The organism is Kribbella sp. NPDC000426, from assembly GCF_040300265.1.
Classification (GTDB): Bacteria; Actinomycetota; Actinomycetes; order Propionibacteriales; family Kribbellaceae; genus Kribbella.
Genome location: NZ_JBEPDK010000006.1, coordinates 387,576 through 402,705, shown reverse-complemented (window position 1 = coordinate 402,705; position 15,130 = coordinate 387,576). Strand labels below are relative to the sequence as shown.

The window sequence follows — 15,130 nt, the reverse complement described above, 5'->3', positions numbered from 1 at the left end:
CGGACCACTATCGTGACTGGCATAGTGCAGAGCATGGCTCGGGAATTGACGACTGTGGGTGTGGTGGGTCTCGGCACGATGGGCGCCGGGATCGCCGAGGTGTTCGCGCGCAACGGGCTGACGGTGGTCGGCGTCGAGCGTGACGAGGAGGCCGCCGAGCGCGGCCGCGGCCACATCCAGCACTCGACCGACCGGGCCGTGAAGCGCGGCAAGCTGTCCGTCGAGGACCAGCAGGCGCTGTTCGACCGGGTCACGTTCGCCACCTCGATGGAGGCGCTGGCCGACTGCGACCTGGTGATCGAGGCCGTCGTCGAGCGACTGGAGTTGAAGCGCGAGATCTTCGCGGCGCTGGACAAGATCGTCGGCGAGGACGCGATCCTCGCCACCAACACCTCGTCGTTGTCGGTCACCGAGATCTCGGTCGCCACCCAGCGCCCGCGCCGCGTCGTCGGCATGCACTTCTTCAACCCGGCGCCGGTGCAGGAGTTCGTCGAGGTGATCAAGACCGTCGTCACCGAGCCGGACGTGGTCGACGACGTACAGGCCCTGGCCCGCCGCCTCGACAAGGTGCCGGTGGTCGCGGCCGACCGGGCCGGCTTCATCGCCAACGCGCTGCTGTTCGGCTACCTGAACCACGCGGTCTCGATGGTCGAGTCGCGCTACGCCACGCGTGAGGACGTCGACGCGGCGATGCGGCTCGGCTGCGGGTACCCGATGGGTCCGCTGGCGCTGCTCGACCTGATCGGGCTCGACACGGCGTACGAGATCCTCGACACGATGTACAAGCAGGGCCGCAACCGGCTGCACGCGCCGGCCCCGATCCTCAAGCAGATGGTCACCGCCGGCCTGCTCGGCCGGAAGACCGGGCGCGGCTTCTACACCTACGAAGGGCCGGACTCGCCGGTCGTGGTCGACGACGAAAGCACCCCTTCGGTTTCGGCCGACGGGCCGGCGGTCCGCCCGATCAAGCAGGTCGGCGTGGTCGGCTCCGGGACGATGGCGGTCGGCATCGTCGAGGTGTGCGCCAAGGCCGGGTACGACGTCCTGTACGTTGCCCGCGGCACCGAAAAGGTCGACCGGGTCCGTGCGACGCTGGAACGCTCGCTGGAGAAGGGCGTCCAGCGCGGCAAGCTGTCCTCGGAGGAGCGCGACGCCGCGCTGCGCCGGGTGACCGGTACGGCGAAGCTCGACGACCTGGCCACGGTCGACCTGGTGGTCGAGGCCGTGGTCGAGGAGCTCAGCGTCAAGCAGGCGCTGTTCGAGACGTTCGACGAGATCTGCAAGCCGGGCGCGATCCTGGCGACCACGACGTCCTCGCTGCCGGTGATCGACCTCGCGATGGCGACCAAGCGGCCGGCCGACGTGGTCGGCCTGCACTTCTTCAACCCGGCGCCGGTGATGCAGCTGGTCGAGGTCGTCAGCACGGTCAGCACCGCGCACGAGGTCGCCGACACGGTGGCCGCCGTAGCGGTTGCCGCCGGCAAGCACCCGGTCCGCTGCGGCGATCGCGCCGGCTTCATCGTCAACGCCCTGCTGTTCCCGTACCTGAACGACGCGGTCCGGATGCTCGAGGCCCACTACGCCGGCGTCGACGACATCGACGCCGCGATGAAGCTCGGCTGCCGGCTCCCGATGGGTCCGTTCGCGCTCCTCGACGTGGTCGGTCTCGACGTCGCGCTCGCGATCCAGCGGACCCTGTACCTGGAGTTCCGCGAGCCCGGTTTCGCACCGGCGCCGCTGCTCGAACACCTCGTCACCGCCGGCTACCTCGGCCGCAAAACCGGCCGAGGCTTCCGCGACTACGCGAGCTGAGCGCTACAGCTCGGTTTACGGGATCGGTTTACGGCTCGGCCTGGGCGTAGTCGCCGCACGGGCCGCCGCCGATCGCCTCGGGGAGGACGGTCTCGCGGCGGTCGAGCTGGACCAGCGGGTTGTAGAAGGCGGCGATCTCGACGCTGTCCTCGGGGATGTAGTGGAAGATCAGCGACCGGCGGAAGCGGTCGTCGGTGCCGTTCGGACGGGATCCGTGCACCACGCTGCCGTGGAAGAACAGCACGTCGCCGGCCTTCATCTTCGTCTGCACCTTGCTGAGCCCGGCCGGGATCGGGACCTCGACGCTGGTGAAGGACTCGGTCAGGTCGGTGGGCTCGGGGCAGACGAGTTCGGTCTTGTGCGACCCCGGCACGACGGCGAGTCCGCCGTTGTCCTCGTCCACGTCGTCGATCGCGATCCAGGCTGCCAGGCAGGTCTCCGGATCGGCGCGCAGGAACGTGTTGTCCTGGTGCAGTGCCTGCCCGCGCGCGCCCGGCGGCTTGAAGTAGAACATCGACTGGGCGGCGAGCGCGGGTCCGATCAGCGCCTGCACGACATCGACGATCCGGCTGTCCAGCATCAGCTCGAGCGAGAGCCGCCCGGCCTCCAGGTCGGTCCGCCGGTGCGGATGGACGAACCGCGGGTACTTCGCCAGCGGGTCGCCCTCGGGTACGCCGTCGTCGATCGCGAGCGAATGGTCGACCGCGACCTGCTCCATGAACACGGTCCTGATCCGCTCGACCTCAGCGGAATCGAGCAACTGCGGGACCTGGACGACGCCGTCCCGCTGGTAGATGTCCACGACTGTCATGCTTCAAGGGTGCGGCGGTGAGCGCTTGCCGACGATACGCTATTGAGCTGTGAACCTTCGAGATCCTGCTGACTCGCCGATCCCGCTGGTTCGTCGGCTGGCGACCGGTGAGTTCGACGAAGGCCCCGATTACGCGACGTACCGGCGGCATGGGACGACGGACTGGCTGCTGGTGCAGACGCTCGACGGCCAGGGACGATTCGGTCATGTCCCGGCCGAGCCCGGCAGCGTCACGCTGGTCCGCCCGGCCACCTTGCACGACTACGCCACGGTCGGCGACCGCTGGCATTTCCTGTACGCGCACGTGAACCCGAAGCCCGACTGGCTGCCGTTGCTCGACTGGCCGGAAGTTGCTCCCGGCATCGTTCAGCTCGAACCCGCCGGTCCGGCCTTCGACCGGATCGCCGACCACCTGCGCGACGCCGTACGGCATCAACGCAGCGTGCTGCCGCAGGCCGAGCAGCTGAGCGCCAACTCGCTGGAGGCCGCGCTGCTGTGGTGCGACACCCAGAACCCGAAGGCCGTCCAGATCGACGATCGGCTGCTCCGCGCGATCGAGCTGATCGACCAGGACCTGACCGCCAACCTCGACATCCCGCGGCTGGCGCGAGCGGTCAACCTGTCGGTCTCCCGGTTCGCGCACCTGTTCCGCGACCAGCTCGGCGTCGGCCCGCAGCAGTTCGTCGAACGCCGCCGCCTCGACGCGGCGGCCCGCCTCCTGGAGCTCACCAGCCGCCCGGTCGCCGCGATCGCGGCCGAGGTCGGGTACGCCGACCCGCTCTACTTCTCGACACGCTTCCGCTTACATACCGGATCAAGTCCATCGACCTACCGCAAGAAGTTGAGGGGGTGAGGGGTGATTTCCCGCCTACTGCGCGGCACTCGGCACGGCACCTCGCCGCACGGGTGCAAAGGGAACGATGCTCCGCATCGACCCCTTCGCCCCCGCACGCCGATGCACCGCACCGAGCACCTGCTCGCTACGGCGCGAAATCACCCCTCACCCCCTAGAGTTCTGCGCATGAGAAAGGCTGTGGTGGGGCTGGCGGTTCTGGCCGCCGTGGGATTGGGCGCGTGTGCACCGGAGGACAACTCGGCGTCGGGTTCGTCGACGCCGTCCGGGGCGGACGCCTGTGCGAAGGACAAGCTGGCGGTGAAGACGGCCGGCACGCTGACGGTCGGCACCGACAAGCCGGCGTACGAGCCGTGGTTCAGCGACAACGACCCGAGCAACGGCAAGGGCTACGAGTCGGCCGTCACCTATGCGGTGGCGAAGAAGCTCGGGTTCGAGCAGGCCGAGGTCAAGTGGCAGACGGTCCAGTTCAACACCGCGTTCGCCCCCGGGACGAAGGCATTCGACCTGGACGTCAACCAGGTGTCGATCTCCGAGGACCGGCGCAAGGCGGTCGACTTCTCGTCCGGGTACTACGACGTTCGGCAGACCGTGATCACGACCGCGGGCAGCAAGATCGCGAACGCCAAGTCGGTCGCCGAACTGGTCGATGCCAAGCTCGGCGCCCAGGTCGGTACGACGAGTTACACTGCGCTGCGCGACCAGGTGAAGCCGAAGCAGACGCCGGCCGTGTTCGACACGAACGACCTGGCCGTGCAGGCACTGAAGAACAAGCAGATCGACGGCATTGTGGTGGACCTGCCGACCGCGTTCTACATGACCGGCGCGCAGCTCGACGACGGCAAGATCGTCGGGCAGCTGCCGTCCACCGGGACCACTGAGCAGTTCGGGTTCGTGCTCGAGAAGGGCTCGAAGCTGACCGGCTGCGTCACCCAGGCGGTCGACGCGCTCAAGACCGACGGCACGCTGGCGAACCTGCAGAAGCAGTACCTGACCGAGTCAGGCGCTCCCGAGCTCTCGTGAGCTGGCAACCGTCGGAGTTGCAGCGCGAGCGGATCGCGTATCGGCGCGGCCGGGCCCGGCGATCGACGCTGATCGCGGTCGTCAGCTCGGTCGTGCTGCTCGTGCTGGTTGCCGTCGGCATCAGTTCCACACCGGGCTGGCCGCGGGTCCGGGCAACGTTCTTCGACTTCCACCGCGGCTGGGAAGCACTTCCGATCGTTGCTCAGGGCCTCTGGCTGAACATCCGCGTGATGCTGATCTGCGCCGTACTGATCGTGATCTTCGGTATGACGCTGGCGATCATGCGCACGTTGCGCGGGCCGATCTTCTTCCCGCTGCGCGTGTTCGCGGCCGCCTACACGGACGTGTTCCGCGGCCTCCCGTTGCTGCTGGTGATCTTCCTGCTCGGCTTCGGCGTACCGGCGCTGCAGTTGCGCGGCCTGCCGAACCAGGCGGTGATCTGGGGTGGGGCGGCGCTCGTGCTGACCTACTCGTCGTACGTCGCCGAGGTGTTCCGCGCGGGTATCGAATCGGTGCATCCGTCGCAACGGGCGGCGGCGCGTTCGCTCGGGCTGACGTACCGCCAGACGCTGCGCTTCGTCGTCCTCCCGCAGGCCGTCCGCCGGGTGATGCCGCCGTTGCTGAACGACTTTGTCAGCCTGCAGAAGGACTCCGGGCTGATCGCCGTACTCGGCGTCATCGACGCGATCCGGGCCGCGCAGCTGGAGACGGCGGAGGACTTCAACTTCACGCCGTACGTCGTGGCTGGGCTGCTGTTCGTCGCGCTGACGATCCCGCTGACCCGCCTGACCGACTATGTCGCCCGCCGCCAAGGCTGGTACGGCGGGGGAGGTGGTCTGGTGTGAGCCTGCTGTCCTTGCGCGGAGTACGGAAGGTGTACGGCGAGAACGTCGTCCTGGACGGGTTCGATCTGGAGGTCGATGCGGGGGAGTGCGTCGTACTGATCGGCGCCTCCGGGTCCGGGAAGTCGACGTTGTTGCGGTGCGTGAACCTGCTCGAGACGGTCGACGACGGCGTGGTCGAGTTGGCCGGCGTGGACATCACGGATCCGCGCGTCGACGCCGACAAGGTGCGGTCGGGGATCGGGATCGTGTTCCAGTCGTACAACCTGTTCCCGCATCTCAGCGTGCTCGACAACATCACTCTGGCGCCGATCCGCGTGCACGGCGTACGGCGGGATGCCGCGCGGGCACGTGCGCTGGAGATGCTGGAGCGAGTCGGGCTGGCAGACAAGGCAACTGCCAAGCCGGACGAGCTGTCCGGCGGCCAGCAACAACGCGCGGCGATCGCCCGCGCGATGGTGAACTCACCCCAGCTGATGCTGCTCGACGAGGTCACGTCGGCGCTGGACCCGGAGCTCGTCGGCGAGGTCCTGGACCTGCTCCGCGAACTCAAGTCCGAGGGCATGACGATGCTCGTCTGCACCCACGAGATGGCCTTCGCCCGCGACGTCGCCGACCGCGTCTGCTTCCTCCACCACGGCCGCCCCCTCGAAGTGGGTCCACCCAGCCAGGTACTGCAAAATCCCGTTGAGCCGAGAACCCAAGAGTTCCTCCGCCGCATCCGTACCTAGTTCTTGCGGGCAGCCAGCACCAGCGTCCGGGCGGCCGCGACCATCGTTTCCCGCGCCTCGTCCGGATTGAGGGCGGCGGCGTCGCGGGTGGCTATTAGGGCCTCGACGCCGCAGGTGAGCATGACGGTGTTGACGAGGCGGCGGAATTCGGCGGGGGAGAGTTCGGACTCGAGCGGGCGGAGGGCGAGGCGGACGACTTCGGCTCGGGCGTTGGAGCGGACCGGGATCGGTACCTCGGCGCCGCGTACGCCGCCTCCGTCGTACTGCGCGAACCAGCGCTCGAGCGTGGCACGCAGGACACCGCGCCAGACCGGCTCGTCGTTCAGCTGCCAGGTCGCGATCGCGCGGACCAGCGCCTCGATGCGCACCACCGGATCGTCGCCGGCGTCGGCCAGCACGGCCTCGAAGTCCGGCGCGGTCGCCGTCGCCGCGACCGCCGCGTCCGCGCGCAGCGACTCCGGGTTGGGGAAGTAGCGGTACGCCGTCGCCACCGACACCTCCGCCGCCTCGGCCACCTGCGCCACACTCGGCGACTGCCCGCCGCGGACCAACTCGTTGTAGGCGTCGACCAGCAGCTGGCGGGTGCGCTGCTTTTGCCGTTCACGACCAGTCATGACGAGAATCCTACTTGACGTGAGAAGATTTTCTCATAACGATAGAGTCATCTTACGAAACGACTTGGGGGAACCATGACACCGGCCGAGATGGATCACGTACTGGACCTGCACTTCGCCGCAGAGGCGGCACACGACCTGGAGAGCCTGCTGGCGACGCTGACGCCGGACGCCGAGCACGATGTGGTCGGCCAGGGCGTCCTGGTCGGGCACGAAGCGATCGCCGAGCGGTACCGGATGCTGTTCGCGCAGGCCGACGAGGAGAAGTACGAACCGCTGCGCCGCTACCACGGCGAGAACTTCGTCGTCGACGAGGTGATGGCGACACAGCTGATCGCCAACGACGACTTCGGTCCGCAGGCGCGCGGCACGGTCGTCAGCTACCGGATCCTGCACGTGTGCGAGTTCCGCGACGGCCTGATGAGCCGGGAGAACGTCTGGCTCGACATGGCCGCGATCATGGCCCAGATCGGCGCGGCATGAAGCGTCCTGAGGTACGGCGTACGCCGCCCGGGCAGAACTGGACCGCGGGCGGGGCCTACCGCGTGCTGCGGACGGCCCGCCCTCGCCGGGTCAGCGCGACGACAGGTAAGTGAGGACGGCGATCACGCGCCGGTTGTCGTCCTCGGACGGCGGCAGGTCGAGCTTCGCGAAGATGTTGTTGGTGTGCTTGCTGACCGCCTTCTCGGTGACGAACAGCGCGGCCGCGATCGCGGCGTTCGAGCGTCCCTCGGCCATCAGGCCGAGGACCTCGGACTCGCGCGGCGTGAGCCGGCCGATCGGTTCGTCGCGGGTGTTGCGGGCCAGCAGCTGACCGATCACGTCCGGGTCCATCGCCGTACCGCCGGCCGCGACCCGGCGGACCGCGTCGAGGAACTCGGCAACGTTCGACACCCGGTCCTTCAGCAGGTACCCGACGCCGCCGCTACCGCCGGTGAGGAGCTCGCGCGCGTACAGCTGCTCGACGTACTGCGAGAGCACCAGGATCGGCAGACCGGGGACCTGGCTGCGGGCCTCGATCGCTGCCTTCAGGCCCTCGTCGGTGAACGTCGGCGGCAGCCGGACGTCGACCACAGCGACGTCCGGCCGGTGCTCCACCAGGGCGGGCACCAGCCGGGGCCCGTTGTCGACCGCCTCCACCACCTCGAAGTCGTGCGCCTCCAGCAGGCGGATCAGGCCGTCCCGGAGGAGGGCGTGGTCTTCAGCGATGAGGACTCGCAAGGCAGCTCCATGATCACGGTGGTCGGCCCGGCGCTCGGGCTCACCACGGTCAACGTACCGTCGAAGGCGGCCAGCCGCCTTTCGATACCGTACAGACCGCCACCGGGCCTGATCACGGCACCGCCGACACCGTCGTCACCGACGATCATGTGCAGCTTCTCGTCCTCGTGGGTGATCTGGATCCACGCGGTGGTCGCGGCCGAGTACTTGACCGTGTTGGCGAGGCATTCGGCGACCGCGAAGTACGCCGCGGACTCGACCGGCGCGGGCGGCCGGCCCGGTACGTCGAACGTGACGTCGACCTTGAACGGGCAGGACATCGCCAGCGCCTTGACCGCGCCTTCGAGACCGCGGTCGGCCAGCACCGGCGGGTGGATCCCGCGAACCAGGTCGCGCAGCTCGGACAGCGCCGTACTCGCCGACAGCCGGGCCTCGGTGAGCAGGGCGGCCGCCTGGGCCGGGTCACGGGCCACCATCTCCTCCGCCATACCGAGGTTCATGCTCAGGGCGGCCAGCCGGGCCTGGGCGCCGTCGTGCAGGTCGCGCTCGATCCGGCGCAGCTCGGCCGCCTGGGTGTCGACAGTCTCGGCGCGGGACTCGGCCAGCTCGCGGACCCGCATCGCCAGCTTGGCGCTCTCGGTCGGGCCGAGCAGCGAGCGGGCCAGGAACGCATTCGCCTTCAGCAGCCGCTCGCCGGCGGCCTGCCAGATCAGGAACGCGATCAGCGCGACCGGCATCAGCAGGAAGCTGGTCCAGAAGTTCACGGTCAGCAGCCCGCCGAACGGCTCGGTGAACACGCCCTCCGGCGTCACGCCGACCAGCAGCGGGTAGACCAGATAGAAGAGCATCGCCAGGAACAGCACGGCGCTCAGCAGGCACAGCGTGAACCCGAGCACGGCGTTCACCAGGAGCCAGATGATGTCCCGCCAGGTCTGCGGGTCGGTGAGGATCGTCCGCAGCCGCATCAGCATGCCCGGCATCGGGGGCTGCTTGTACGGGCGCGGGATCCGCTCGCCTAGGAAGCCGGCCAGGATCGTGCGGTGGCAGTTCGCGAACCAGCGGGCGGCCGGCACGACCACCAGCAGCAGCGGGATCCCGACCCAGACCGCGATCAGCGGGACCGACACCACGCTGAGCACGAACAGCGCGATCCCGAGCTCGGCCAGGATCGCCAGGAACAACGCGATCCAGGGCTGGGCCAGCTTGGGATACCGCATCGGCGGTGCTTCGGTGGTCACGACGGTGCTCATGCCTCCATCATGGCTCAGCGTCCGCTCAGGCGCGGTGGAGTTAACTCCCCTCTGGCCGGAGGGCTGCCACCCCCCGGCATCTGGGTAGTAGCGCTCATGTTTTCCGCGGTGCCGAGGATGAGGCTGGACTGCATGACAGCGACTGTGACCCCACCAGGGACCAAAGGTAGTGATTTCTCTCCGCTGCTGAGGGAGATCAAGGCAGCCGGCCTGCTGGAGCGCCGTACGGCGGCGTACGCGATGGCGATCGGGATCAACGTGGCGCTGATGGCGTTGACCTGGGCCGCGATCGCCGCGGTCGGCGCCTCGTGGTGGGTGGTGCTGCTCGCGCTCCCGCTGGGGATCCTGACCACCCGGGCGGCCTTCTTCGGGCACGACGCCGGCCACCAGCAGATCGCCAGCTCGCGCAAGCTGCACGACTGGATCGGGATGCTGCACGGCAACGTCGTACTCGGGATGAGCTACGCCTGGTGGAACGACAAGCACAACCGCCACCACGCCAACCCGAACCACACCGACAAGGACCCGGACGTCGGCGAGGGCGTGTTCGTCTGGACGCTGCAGCAGGCCGAGGGCCGCAAGGGCCTGGAGGGCTGGCTGACCCGCAACCAGGCGCGGGTCTTCTTTCCGCTGCTCACGCTCGAAGGCTTCAACCTCAAGGTGTCGAGCATCCGCTTCCTGCTCGCGCGCCGCCGGACGCATCGGCTCGAACTCGGCCTGATGGCCGCGCACGTGGTGCTGTACCTGACCGTGCTGTTCCTGATCATGTCGCCGGCGCAGGCGCTGGTGTTCGCGCTGGTGCATCACATGGTGTTCGGGCTGCACCTCGGCAGCGTCTTCGCGCCGAACCACAAGGGCATGGAGATGCCCGACGACGACAGCAACTGGGGCCACCTCGAGAAGCAGGTACTGACGTCCCGCAACGTCAACGGCGGTCTGGTCACCGACTGGATGATGGGCGGACTCAACTACCAGATCGAGCACCACCTCTTCCCGAGCATGCCGCGAGCCAACCTCCGGTTCGCTCAGCCGATCGTGCGGGCGTACTGCGAACGCATCGGAATGCCCTATATTTCAACGGGTTTGATCGATTCGTACCGAATGGGGTTGCGCCATATGCACGAGGTCGGCGAGCAACTTCGTGCCAATGCTTGACGGGTCCTAGGCGACTCGGTCGCAGGTGGGTTACGGTCTGGCTTCTCGGGGCCGCCCACCTTCGTGAGGAGACCATTCATGACCGATAAGTCCGGTCTGAGTCGCCGAGGTTTGCTGATTGCCGGCGTCGCCGCCGCAACCGCCGTTCCGGTTGCCCCCGCGTGGGGTGCAGACGAGCTTCGGCCGGGGGCGGTGACCCGGCCGAAGCTGGACAAGTACGACCGGCAGATCGTGTCGGGCCTTTCCTCCGACCACGCACTGCAGCACCTACAGGTGTTGTCGGAGCACATCGGGCCACGCGTCGGAGGTACGCCGAGCGAGAAGCGCGCGGCCGACTACATCGCCGGACAGCTGGACAAGTTCGGCTACCGGACCAGGCTCGAGCCGTTCCCGGTAGCCGACAAATTCCTTGCCCAGATCATCGATGTCCGTGGGATGCTGCCGGACGACCTGTGCTGGCAGGCCGGCGCCGCACCGGGCGGCAAGCTGGACGTCACTGTCGAAGGCCCGGTGCGGGACGTCGGTCCTGCTGGTGCACCGGTCTGGCCGACCGACGTCGCGGGGGCGATCGTCATCGCGGACGACACCGCGGCGGCTCGGCCGGCGTTCGTCGCGGAGGCTGTTGCCCGTGGTGCGGTCGGTGTGATCCTGCTGCCTGCCGATCAGGTGTTCCCGCGGCGGGCGTCGGCGTTCTCGCCGAGCGGTCTGACCAACGCGCCGATTCCGGTGATCGGTGTTGCGCAGGTGCAGAAGCGGCTGATCCGCGAGGCGCTTGCTGTCGTTACTGCGTTGCCGCTTCGGATCAGCACGGCGGCGTACCGCGGGTTGATCTCGAACAACGTGGTCGGCGAACGGCGTGGGAAGTCGGGCGTTGACGGGCCGATCGTGATGGTGAGCGGTCATTACGACTCGGTGATCGGCGCTCCGGGTGTGAACGACGACGGCTCGGGCACGGTGCTGACCATGGAGCTGGCGCGGGTGTTCAGCCGGATCCCCACCGATGCGACGCTGCGGTTCGCGCTCTGGGGTTCGGAGGAGCAGGGGCTGATCGGTTCGCGGTACCACGTCGCGCAGTTGCCGCAGCCCCAGCGCGACCGGTACCGGGCCGTCTTCCAGAACGACATGGTCGCGACGAGCTGGGATCCGGCTGTCACGTACTGGCTGCTGTCGTTCACCGGGCTCGCGAATACCGCGACCGATGCGGTGCGGGCGGCCGGCCAGCGGCTCGGGTACGACGCGCAACTGGTCGGACCGGTCGAGCGCGGCGCATCCGATCACCAATCCTTCCAGGAGGTCGGGATCGCCGCGGCCAACTTCTCCTGGCGGGGCGAGCTCGCGCCGTCGTACCTCGAACCGCCGTACCACTCGCCCGAGGACACGATCGCGAAGAACGTCAGCCTCGAGCGGCTCCAGGTCTCGATGGAACTGATCGGGTGTGCGGCGTACGCCGTCGCCCGCAGCTCGTGACCTAGGTCATACGGCTAGCCTTGAGGGGCTATGTCGCGCAGAAGGCCTTCCAAATGGCAGCGGCCGGTCAGTGACCGGCCGCTGCTCGGTGGTACCCAGTCGCGTGAGGTGAAGGCCGACGGTGAGTGGAACGTCCGGCGGGTGTCCGGGTCCGCGTCCGCGAAGTCGTACCGTTGCCCGGGCTGCGACCAGCTGATCCCGCCCGTCACGCCGCATGTCGTGGTCTGGCCGGACAACCCGAGCCTGCTCGGCGCGATCGGCGGCGGGCAGTCGCTCGACGAGCGGCGCCACTGGCACACCGCTTGCTGGCAACGGAGCCGTTGAAAGGTGTGTGTATGAAGCTGCCGGTCACGTCGTACGGCGAGAGCGGTACGACGGTCGTGGTGATGCACGGTCTGTTCGGCTCCGGGCGGAACTGGATGACCGCCGCCCGCCGGCTGGCCGACAAGCACCGGGTGTTCGCGTTCGACCTGCGCAACCACGGGACCTCGCCGCACGTCGACACGATGAGCTACCCGGAGATGGCCGCCGACGTCCGCGAGACGATCGAGTCGCTCGGGGTCGGGCCGGTCGCGCTGGTCGGGCACTCCATGGGCGGCAAGACCGCGATGCTGACCGCGCTGCAGTACCCGCAGGTCGTCGAGCGCCTCGTCGTCGTCGATGCCGCGCCGGTCGAGTACCCGCCCGCCTTCGTCGAGTACGCGCAGGCGATGCGGAACGCCGACCTGTCCTCGGTCACCCGTCGTGCGGAGGTGGACGCGCAACTGGTCGACGCCGTACCCACGCCCGGGACCCGTGCGTTTCTGCTGCAGAACCTGATCCTCGATGCCGACGGTGCTCGGTGGCGGCCGAATCTCCCGGTGATCGAGGCCGCGCTGCCGGCCATCTCCGGTTGGCCCGCGGAGGCCGCCGGCCTGCGGTACGACGGGCCGACGCTGTTCATCTTCGGCGGGAAGTCCGACTACGTGCAGCAGGACCATCGCGCGACGATCGCCGGTTACTTCCCGCACGTGGAGTACGCCGAGGTTCCGGAGGCCGGGCACTGGGTCCACGCCGAGCGCCTCGACGACTTCCTCGCCGCGCTCACACCGTTCCTCGGATGACCTTGGTAAACGTTTGTCCGTAATCCATTGACCTCCGCCTGCCAACCTCGGTAAGTTTTCAACCCAGTTCCTGCAGGATCCATGATCTGGGGTTGGTGGTGGCGGCGATGGTGGTCCGGACCGGCGCACAGCGTCTGGCCGAGGACCGGGGGCTGGTGCCCGACGGGCGCCTGGGACTGATCACGAACTTCACCGGCGTGCTGCCGGACCTCACGCCGACTTCGGTCGCGTTGCGTGCGGCCGGTCTGCCGTTGACTGCGTTGTTCGGTCCCGAGCACGGCCTCCGCGGTACGGCACAAGCGGGTGCGAGTGAAGGCGAGGGCGTCGATCCCGACACCGGGCTCCCGGTCTTCGACACCTACTTGCGGCAAGGGCGCGAACTCGACGAGCTGTTCTCCGGAGTCGACGTACTGCTGTTCGACATCCAGGACATCGGGACGCGGTTCTACACCTACGTCTGGACGATGTACGACTGCCAGCAGGCGGCGGCGCGGCTTGGTATGCCATTTGTCGTCCTCGACCGGCCGAACCCGCTCGGCGGTGTCCGGGTCGAAGGACCGCTGCTGCAGCCGGGGTTCGAGAGCTTCGTCGGGCGGGCGCCGATTCCCTTGCGGCACGGGCTGACCGTCGGCGAGCTCGCCCGGCAGTTGGGTGCGGCAACGGTCGTCCCGATGGACGGGTGGACGCGTGACTCGGCGGGGACCGGGATGCCAACCGGTATGCCAACCGGTCTGCCGTGGGTGCCGCCGTCGCCGAACATGCCGACGCCGGACACAGCCTTGGTATACCCCGGCACCGGCCTGTTCGAGGGGACGAACCTCAGCGAGGGCCGCGGTACGACGCGGCCGTTCGAGACGATCGGAGCGCCGTACGTCGACGACCGGCTGGTGCCGGCGTTGTCGGCGTGCGGGCTGCCCGGCGTGATCTTCCGGCGGACCTGGTTCGAGCCGGTGTTCAGCAAATACGCCGGCCAGGCGGTGTCCGGAGTACAGCTTCATGTCGTCGATCGCGACGCGTTCGAGCCGGTGCGGACCGCGCTGGTGATGCTCCGGGTGCTGAACGAGCTGTATCCGGACGACTTCGGGATGCTGCCGTCGCTCGACCGGCTGTGGGGCTCGGACTCGCTGCGCAAGGCGCTCGAGGCCGGCGACGACCCGCTCGATCTCTTGCCTGCAGCAACCACACCGGCGGGTTGGGTGCGACCTGACGTGCTGCTCTACGAAGGGCTCTACGAAGGGATGGCGCGATGACGACCCCGGACGTGACGATCCGCTCGTTCCAGGTCGGCGACGGACCGGCGATCGCCGACGGCTGGACCGCCGCCGCGCCGGCCGACCCGATCTCGTACCAGCGCCTGCGTGACCTGTTCCTGCTCGACCGCAACTTCGACGCCGCCGGTCTGCAGGTGGCGGTGATCGACGGTCAGATCGTCGGCGCGGCGTACGCGGTCCGGCGGCTGATCGCGGTCGACGCGGACGATGTCGAGCCCACGGCCGGCTGGATCCCGTTCTTCTTCGTGCATGCGGAGTACCGCGGTCGCGGGATCGGCCGATCGTTGTTGTCGACGGCAATGGACTGGCTGCGGTCGCACGGCCGGTCCGAGGTCTTCTTCTCGTCGTACACGCCGAACTATTTCCTCCCCGGCCTCGACAGCGCCCGCTATCCGTCCGCCGCGCGGCTGCTGGCCGGCCTCGGCTTCGAGCGCCAGTACGACGCGGTCGCGATGGACCGCGGTCTGGTCGGGTATGCCATTCCGGACGAGGTCCGCAAGCGGATCGACGCGCTGACGGCCGAGGGCTACAGCTTTGGTATACCAACCGACGACGAGCTGACCGCGCTGATCACGATCGCCGGCGCGGAGTTCAACCCGGACTGGGCCCGCGCGATCCGCGAGGGCGTCGTGTCCGGTCTGCCGCTCGATCGCATCGTCGTGGCACGCCGTCCTGGTCCAACACCGTCGAGCCGGGCGATCCTCGGCTGGGCGATGCACGGCACGTACGAAGGGGTGATCGACCGCTTCGGGCCGTTCGGCGTCCTGCCGGCCTCGCGCGGCACCGGACTCGGGAAGGTGCTGCTGCACCTGACGCTGGAGCGGATGGTTGCCGCCGGCGCCCACTCGGCCTGGTTCCTGTGGACCGGCGAGAAGTCCGCGGCCGGGCAGCTGTACCTGAAGACGGGTTTCGAGATCACCCGCACGTTCACCATCCTCCGGGCGCCTCTGGCCCGGTCCGACGCTTAAGGAACACAG

The 15,130-nt window shown here is 68.6% G+C and carries 16 protein-coding genes; 12 read left to right on the top strand and 4 right to left on the bottom strand.

Going from position 1 to position 15,130, the window contains the following annotated elements; translation table 11 throughout:
* Positions 1-33 precede the first annotated feature (33 nt).
* Positions 34-1,812: a 3-hydroxyacyl-CoA dehydrogenase family protein gene (locus ABT313_RS30570; RefSeq protein ID WP_350860957.1), complete on the top strand. Its 1,779-nt coding sequence runs from the start codon at positions 34-36 to the stop codon at positions 1,810-1,812.
* Positions 1,813-1,840: 28 nt separating this feature from the next.
* On the opposite strand, the gene ABT313_RS30565 is transcribed toward ABT313_RS30570, so the two are convergent.
* Positions 1,841-2,623 (bottom strand): phytanoyl-CoA dioxygenase family protein, encoded by a 783-nt coding sequence (locus ABT313_RS30565; RefSeq protein WP_350860955.1) that lies wholly within the window; start codon positions 2,621-2,623, stop codon positions 1,841-1,843.
* A 49-nt stretch (positions 2,624-2,672) separates the two neighbouring features.
* On the opposite strand from ABT313_RS30565, the gene ABT313_RS30560 reads away from it, so the two are divergent.
* The 4 genes from ABT313_RS30560 to ABT313_RS30545 all read left to right on the top strand — a co-directional run bounded on the left by ABT313_RS30560 (position 2,673) and on the right by ABT313_RS30545 (position 6,072).
* Positions 2,673-3,476 (top strand): helix-turn-helix domain-containing protein, encoded by an 804-nt coding sequence (locus ABT313_RS30560; RefSeq protein WP_350860953.1) that lies wholly within the window; start codon positions 2,673-2,675, stop codon positions 3,474-3,476.
* Between the two features lie 168 nt (positions 3,477-3,644).
* Positions 3,645-4,499 carry an ABC transporter substrate-binding protein gene (locus tag ABT313_RS30555; RefSeq protein WP_350860951.1) on the top strand — a complete coding sequence of 285 codons (855 nt, stop codon included), beginning with the start codon at positions 3,645-3,647 and terminating at the stop codon, positions 4,497-4,499.
* Positions 4,496-5,344, top strand: a complete 849-nt coding sequence (locus ABT313_RS30550; protein WP_350860949.1) for an amino acid ABC transporter permease — start codon at positions 4,496-4,498, stop codon at positions 5,342-5,344. The genes ABT313_RS30555 and ABT313_RS30550 overlap by 4 nt, the downstream gene beginning before the upstream one ends.
* On the top strand, positions 5,341-6,072 hold the full coding sequence (locus ABT313_RS30545; RefSeq protein WP_350860947.1) for an amino acid ABC transporter ATP-binding protein: 732 nt from the start codon (positions 5,341-5,343) through the stop codon (positions 6,070-6,072). Before ABT313_RS30550 ends, ABT313_RS30545 begins: the two co-directional genes overlap by 4 nt.
* Here the strand turns inward: ABT313_RS30545 and ABT313_RS30540 are convergent.
* Entirely contained in the window at positions 6,069-6,686 is a 618-nt protein-coding gene (locus ABT313_RS30540; RefSeq protein WP_350860945.1) for a TetR/AcrR family transcriptional regulator, read from the bottom strand. The two genes, ABT313_RS30545 and ABT313_RS30540, sit on opposite strands and share 4 nt — an antisense overlap.
* 90 nt (positions 6,687-6,776) lie before the next feature.
* Between ABT313_RS30540 and ABT313_RS30535 the strand changes: the two genes are divergently transcribed.
* Positions 6,777-7,169 (top strand): nuclear transport factor 2 family protein, encoded by a 393-nt coding sequence (locus tag ABT313_RS30535; RefSeq protein WP_350860943.1) that lies wholly within the window; start codon positions 6,777-6,779, stop codon positions 7,167-7,169.
* Positions 7,170-7,259: 90 nt separating this feature from the next.
* On the opposite strand, the gene ABT313_RS30530 is transcribed toward ABT313_RS30535, so the two are convergent.
* The gene (locus tag ABT313_RS30530; protein ID WP_350860941.1) at positions 7,260-7,907 is read right to left on the bottom strand and encodes a response regulator; all 648 of its coding nucleotides are present in this window, start codon (positions 7,905-7,907) and stop codon (positions 7,260-7,262) included.
* Positions 7,859-9,157, bottom strand: coding sequence for a sensor histidine kinase (locus ABT313_RS30525; protein ID WP_350860939.1), 1,299 nt, complete (start codon positions 9,155-9,157; stop codon positions 7,859-7,861). Before ABT313_RS30525 ends, ABT313_RS30530 begins: the two co-directional genes overlap by 49 nt.
* Positions 9,158-9,289: 132 nt before the next feature.
* Between ABT313_RS30525 and ABT313_RS30520 the strand changes: the two genes are divergently transcribed.
* The 6 genes from ABT313_RS30520 (at position 9,290) to ABT313_RS30495 (ending at position 15,121) form a co-directional block, all read left to right on the top strand.
* Positions 9,290-10,312, top strand: coding sequence for a fatty acid desaturase family protein (locus ABT313_RS30520; protein ID WP_350860937.1), 1,023 nt, complete (start codon positions 9,290-9,292; stop codon positions 10,310-10,312).
* A gap of 78 nt (positions 10,313-10,390) precedes the next feature.
* A complete protein-coding gene (locus tag ABT313_RS30515; RefSeq protein ID WP_350860935.1) occupies positions 10,391-11,779 on the top strand; it encodes a M28 family peptidase in 1,389 nt (462 codons plus the stop codon).
* A gap of 30 nt (positions 11,780-11,809) precedes the next feature.
* Positions 11,810-12,103: an Rv1322 family protein gene (locus ABT313_RS30510; RefSeq protein ID WP_350860933.1), complete on the top strand. Its 294-nt coding sequence runs from the start codon at positions 11,810-11,812 to the stop codon at positions 12,101-12,103.
* Positions 12,104-12,114: 11 nt separating this feature from the next.
* Positions 12,115-12,882 (top strand): alpha/beta fold hydrolase, encoded by a 768-nt coding sequence (locus ABT313_RS30505; protein ID WP_350860931.1) that lies wholly within the window; start codon positions 12,115-12,117, stop codon positions 12,880-12,882.
* A gap of 107 nt (positions 12,883-12,989) precedes the next feature.
* On the top strand, positions 12,990-14,132 hold the full coding sequence (locus ABT313_RS30500) for an exo-beta-N-acetylmuramidase NamZ family protein (RefSeq protein WP_350860929.1): 1,143 nt from the start codon (positions 12,990-12,992) through the stop codon (positions 14,130-14,132).
* Entirely contained in the window at positions 14,129-15,121 is a 993-nt protein-coding gene (locus ABT313_RS30495) for a GNAT family N-acetyltransferase (RefSeq protein WP_350860927.1), read from the top strand. The genes ABT313_RS30500 and ABT313_RS30495 overlap by 4 nt, the downstream gene beginning before the upstream one ends.
* The last annotated feature ends 9 nt before the right edge of the window (positions 15,122-15,130 follow it).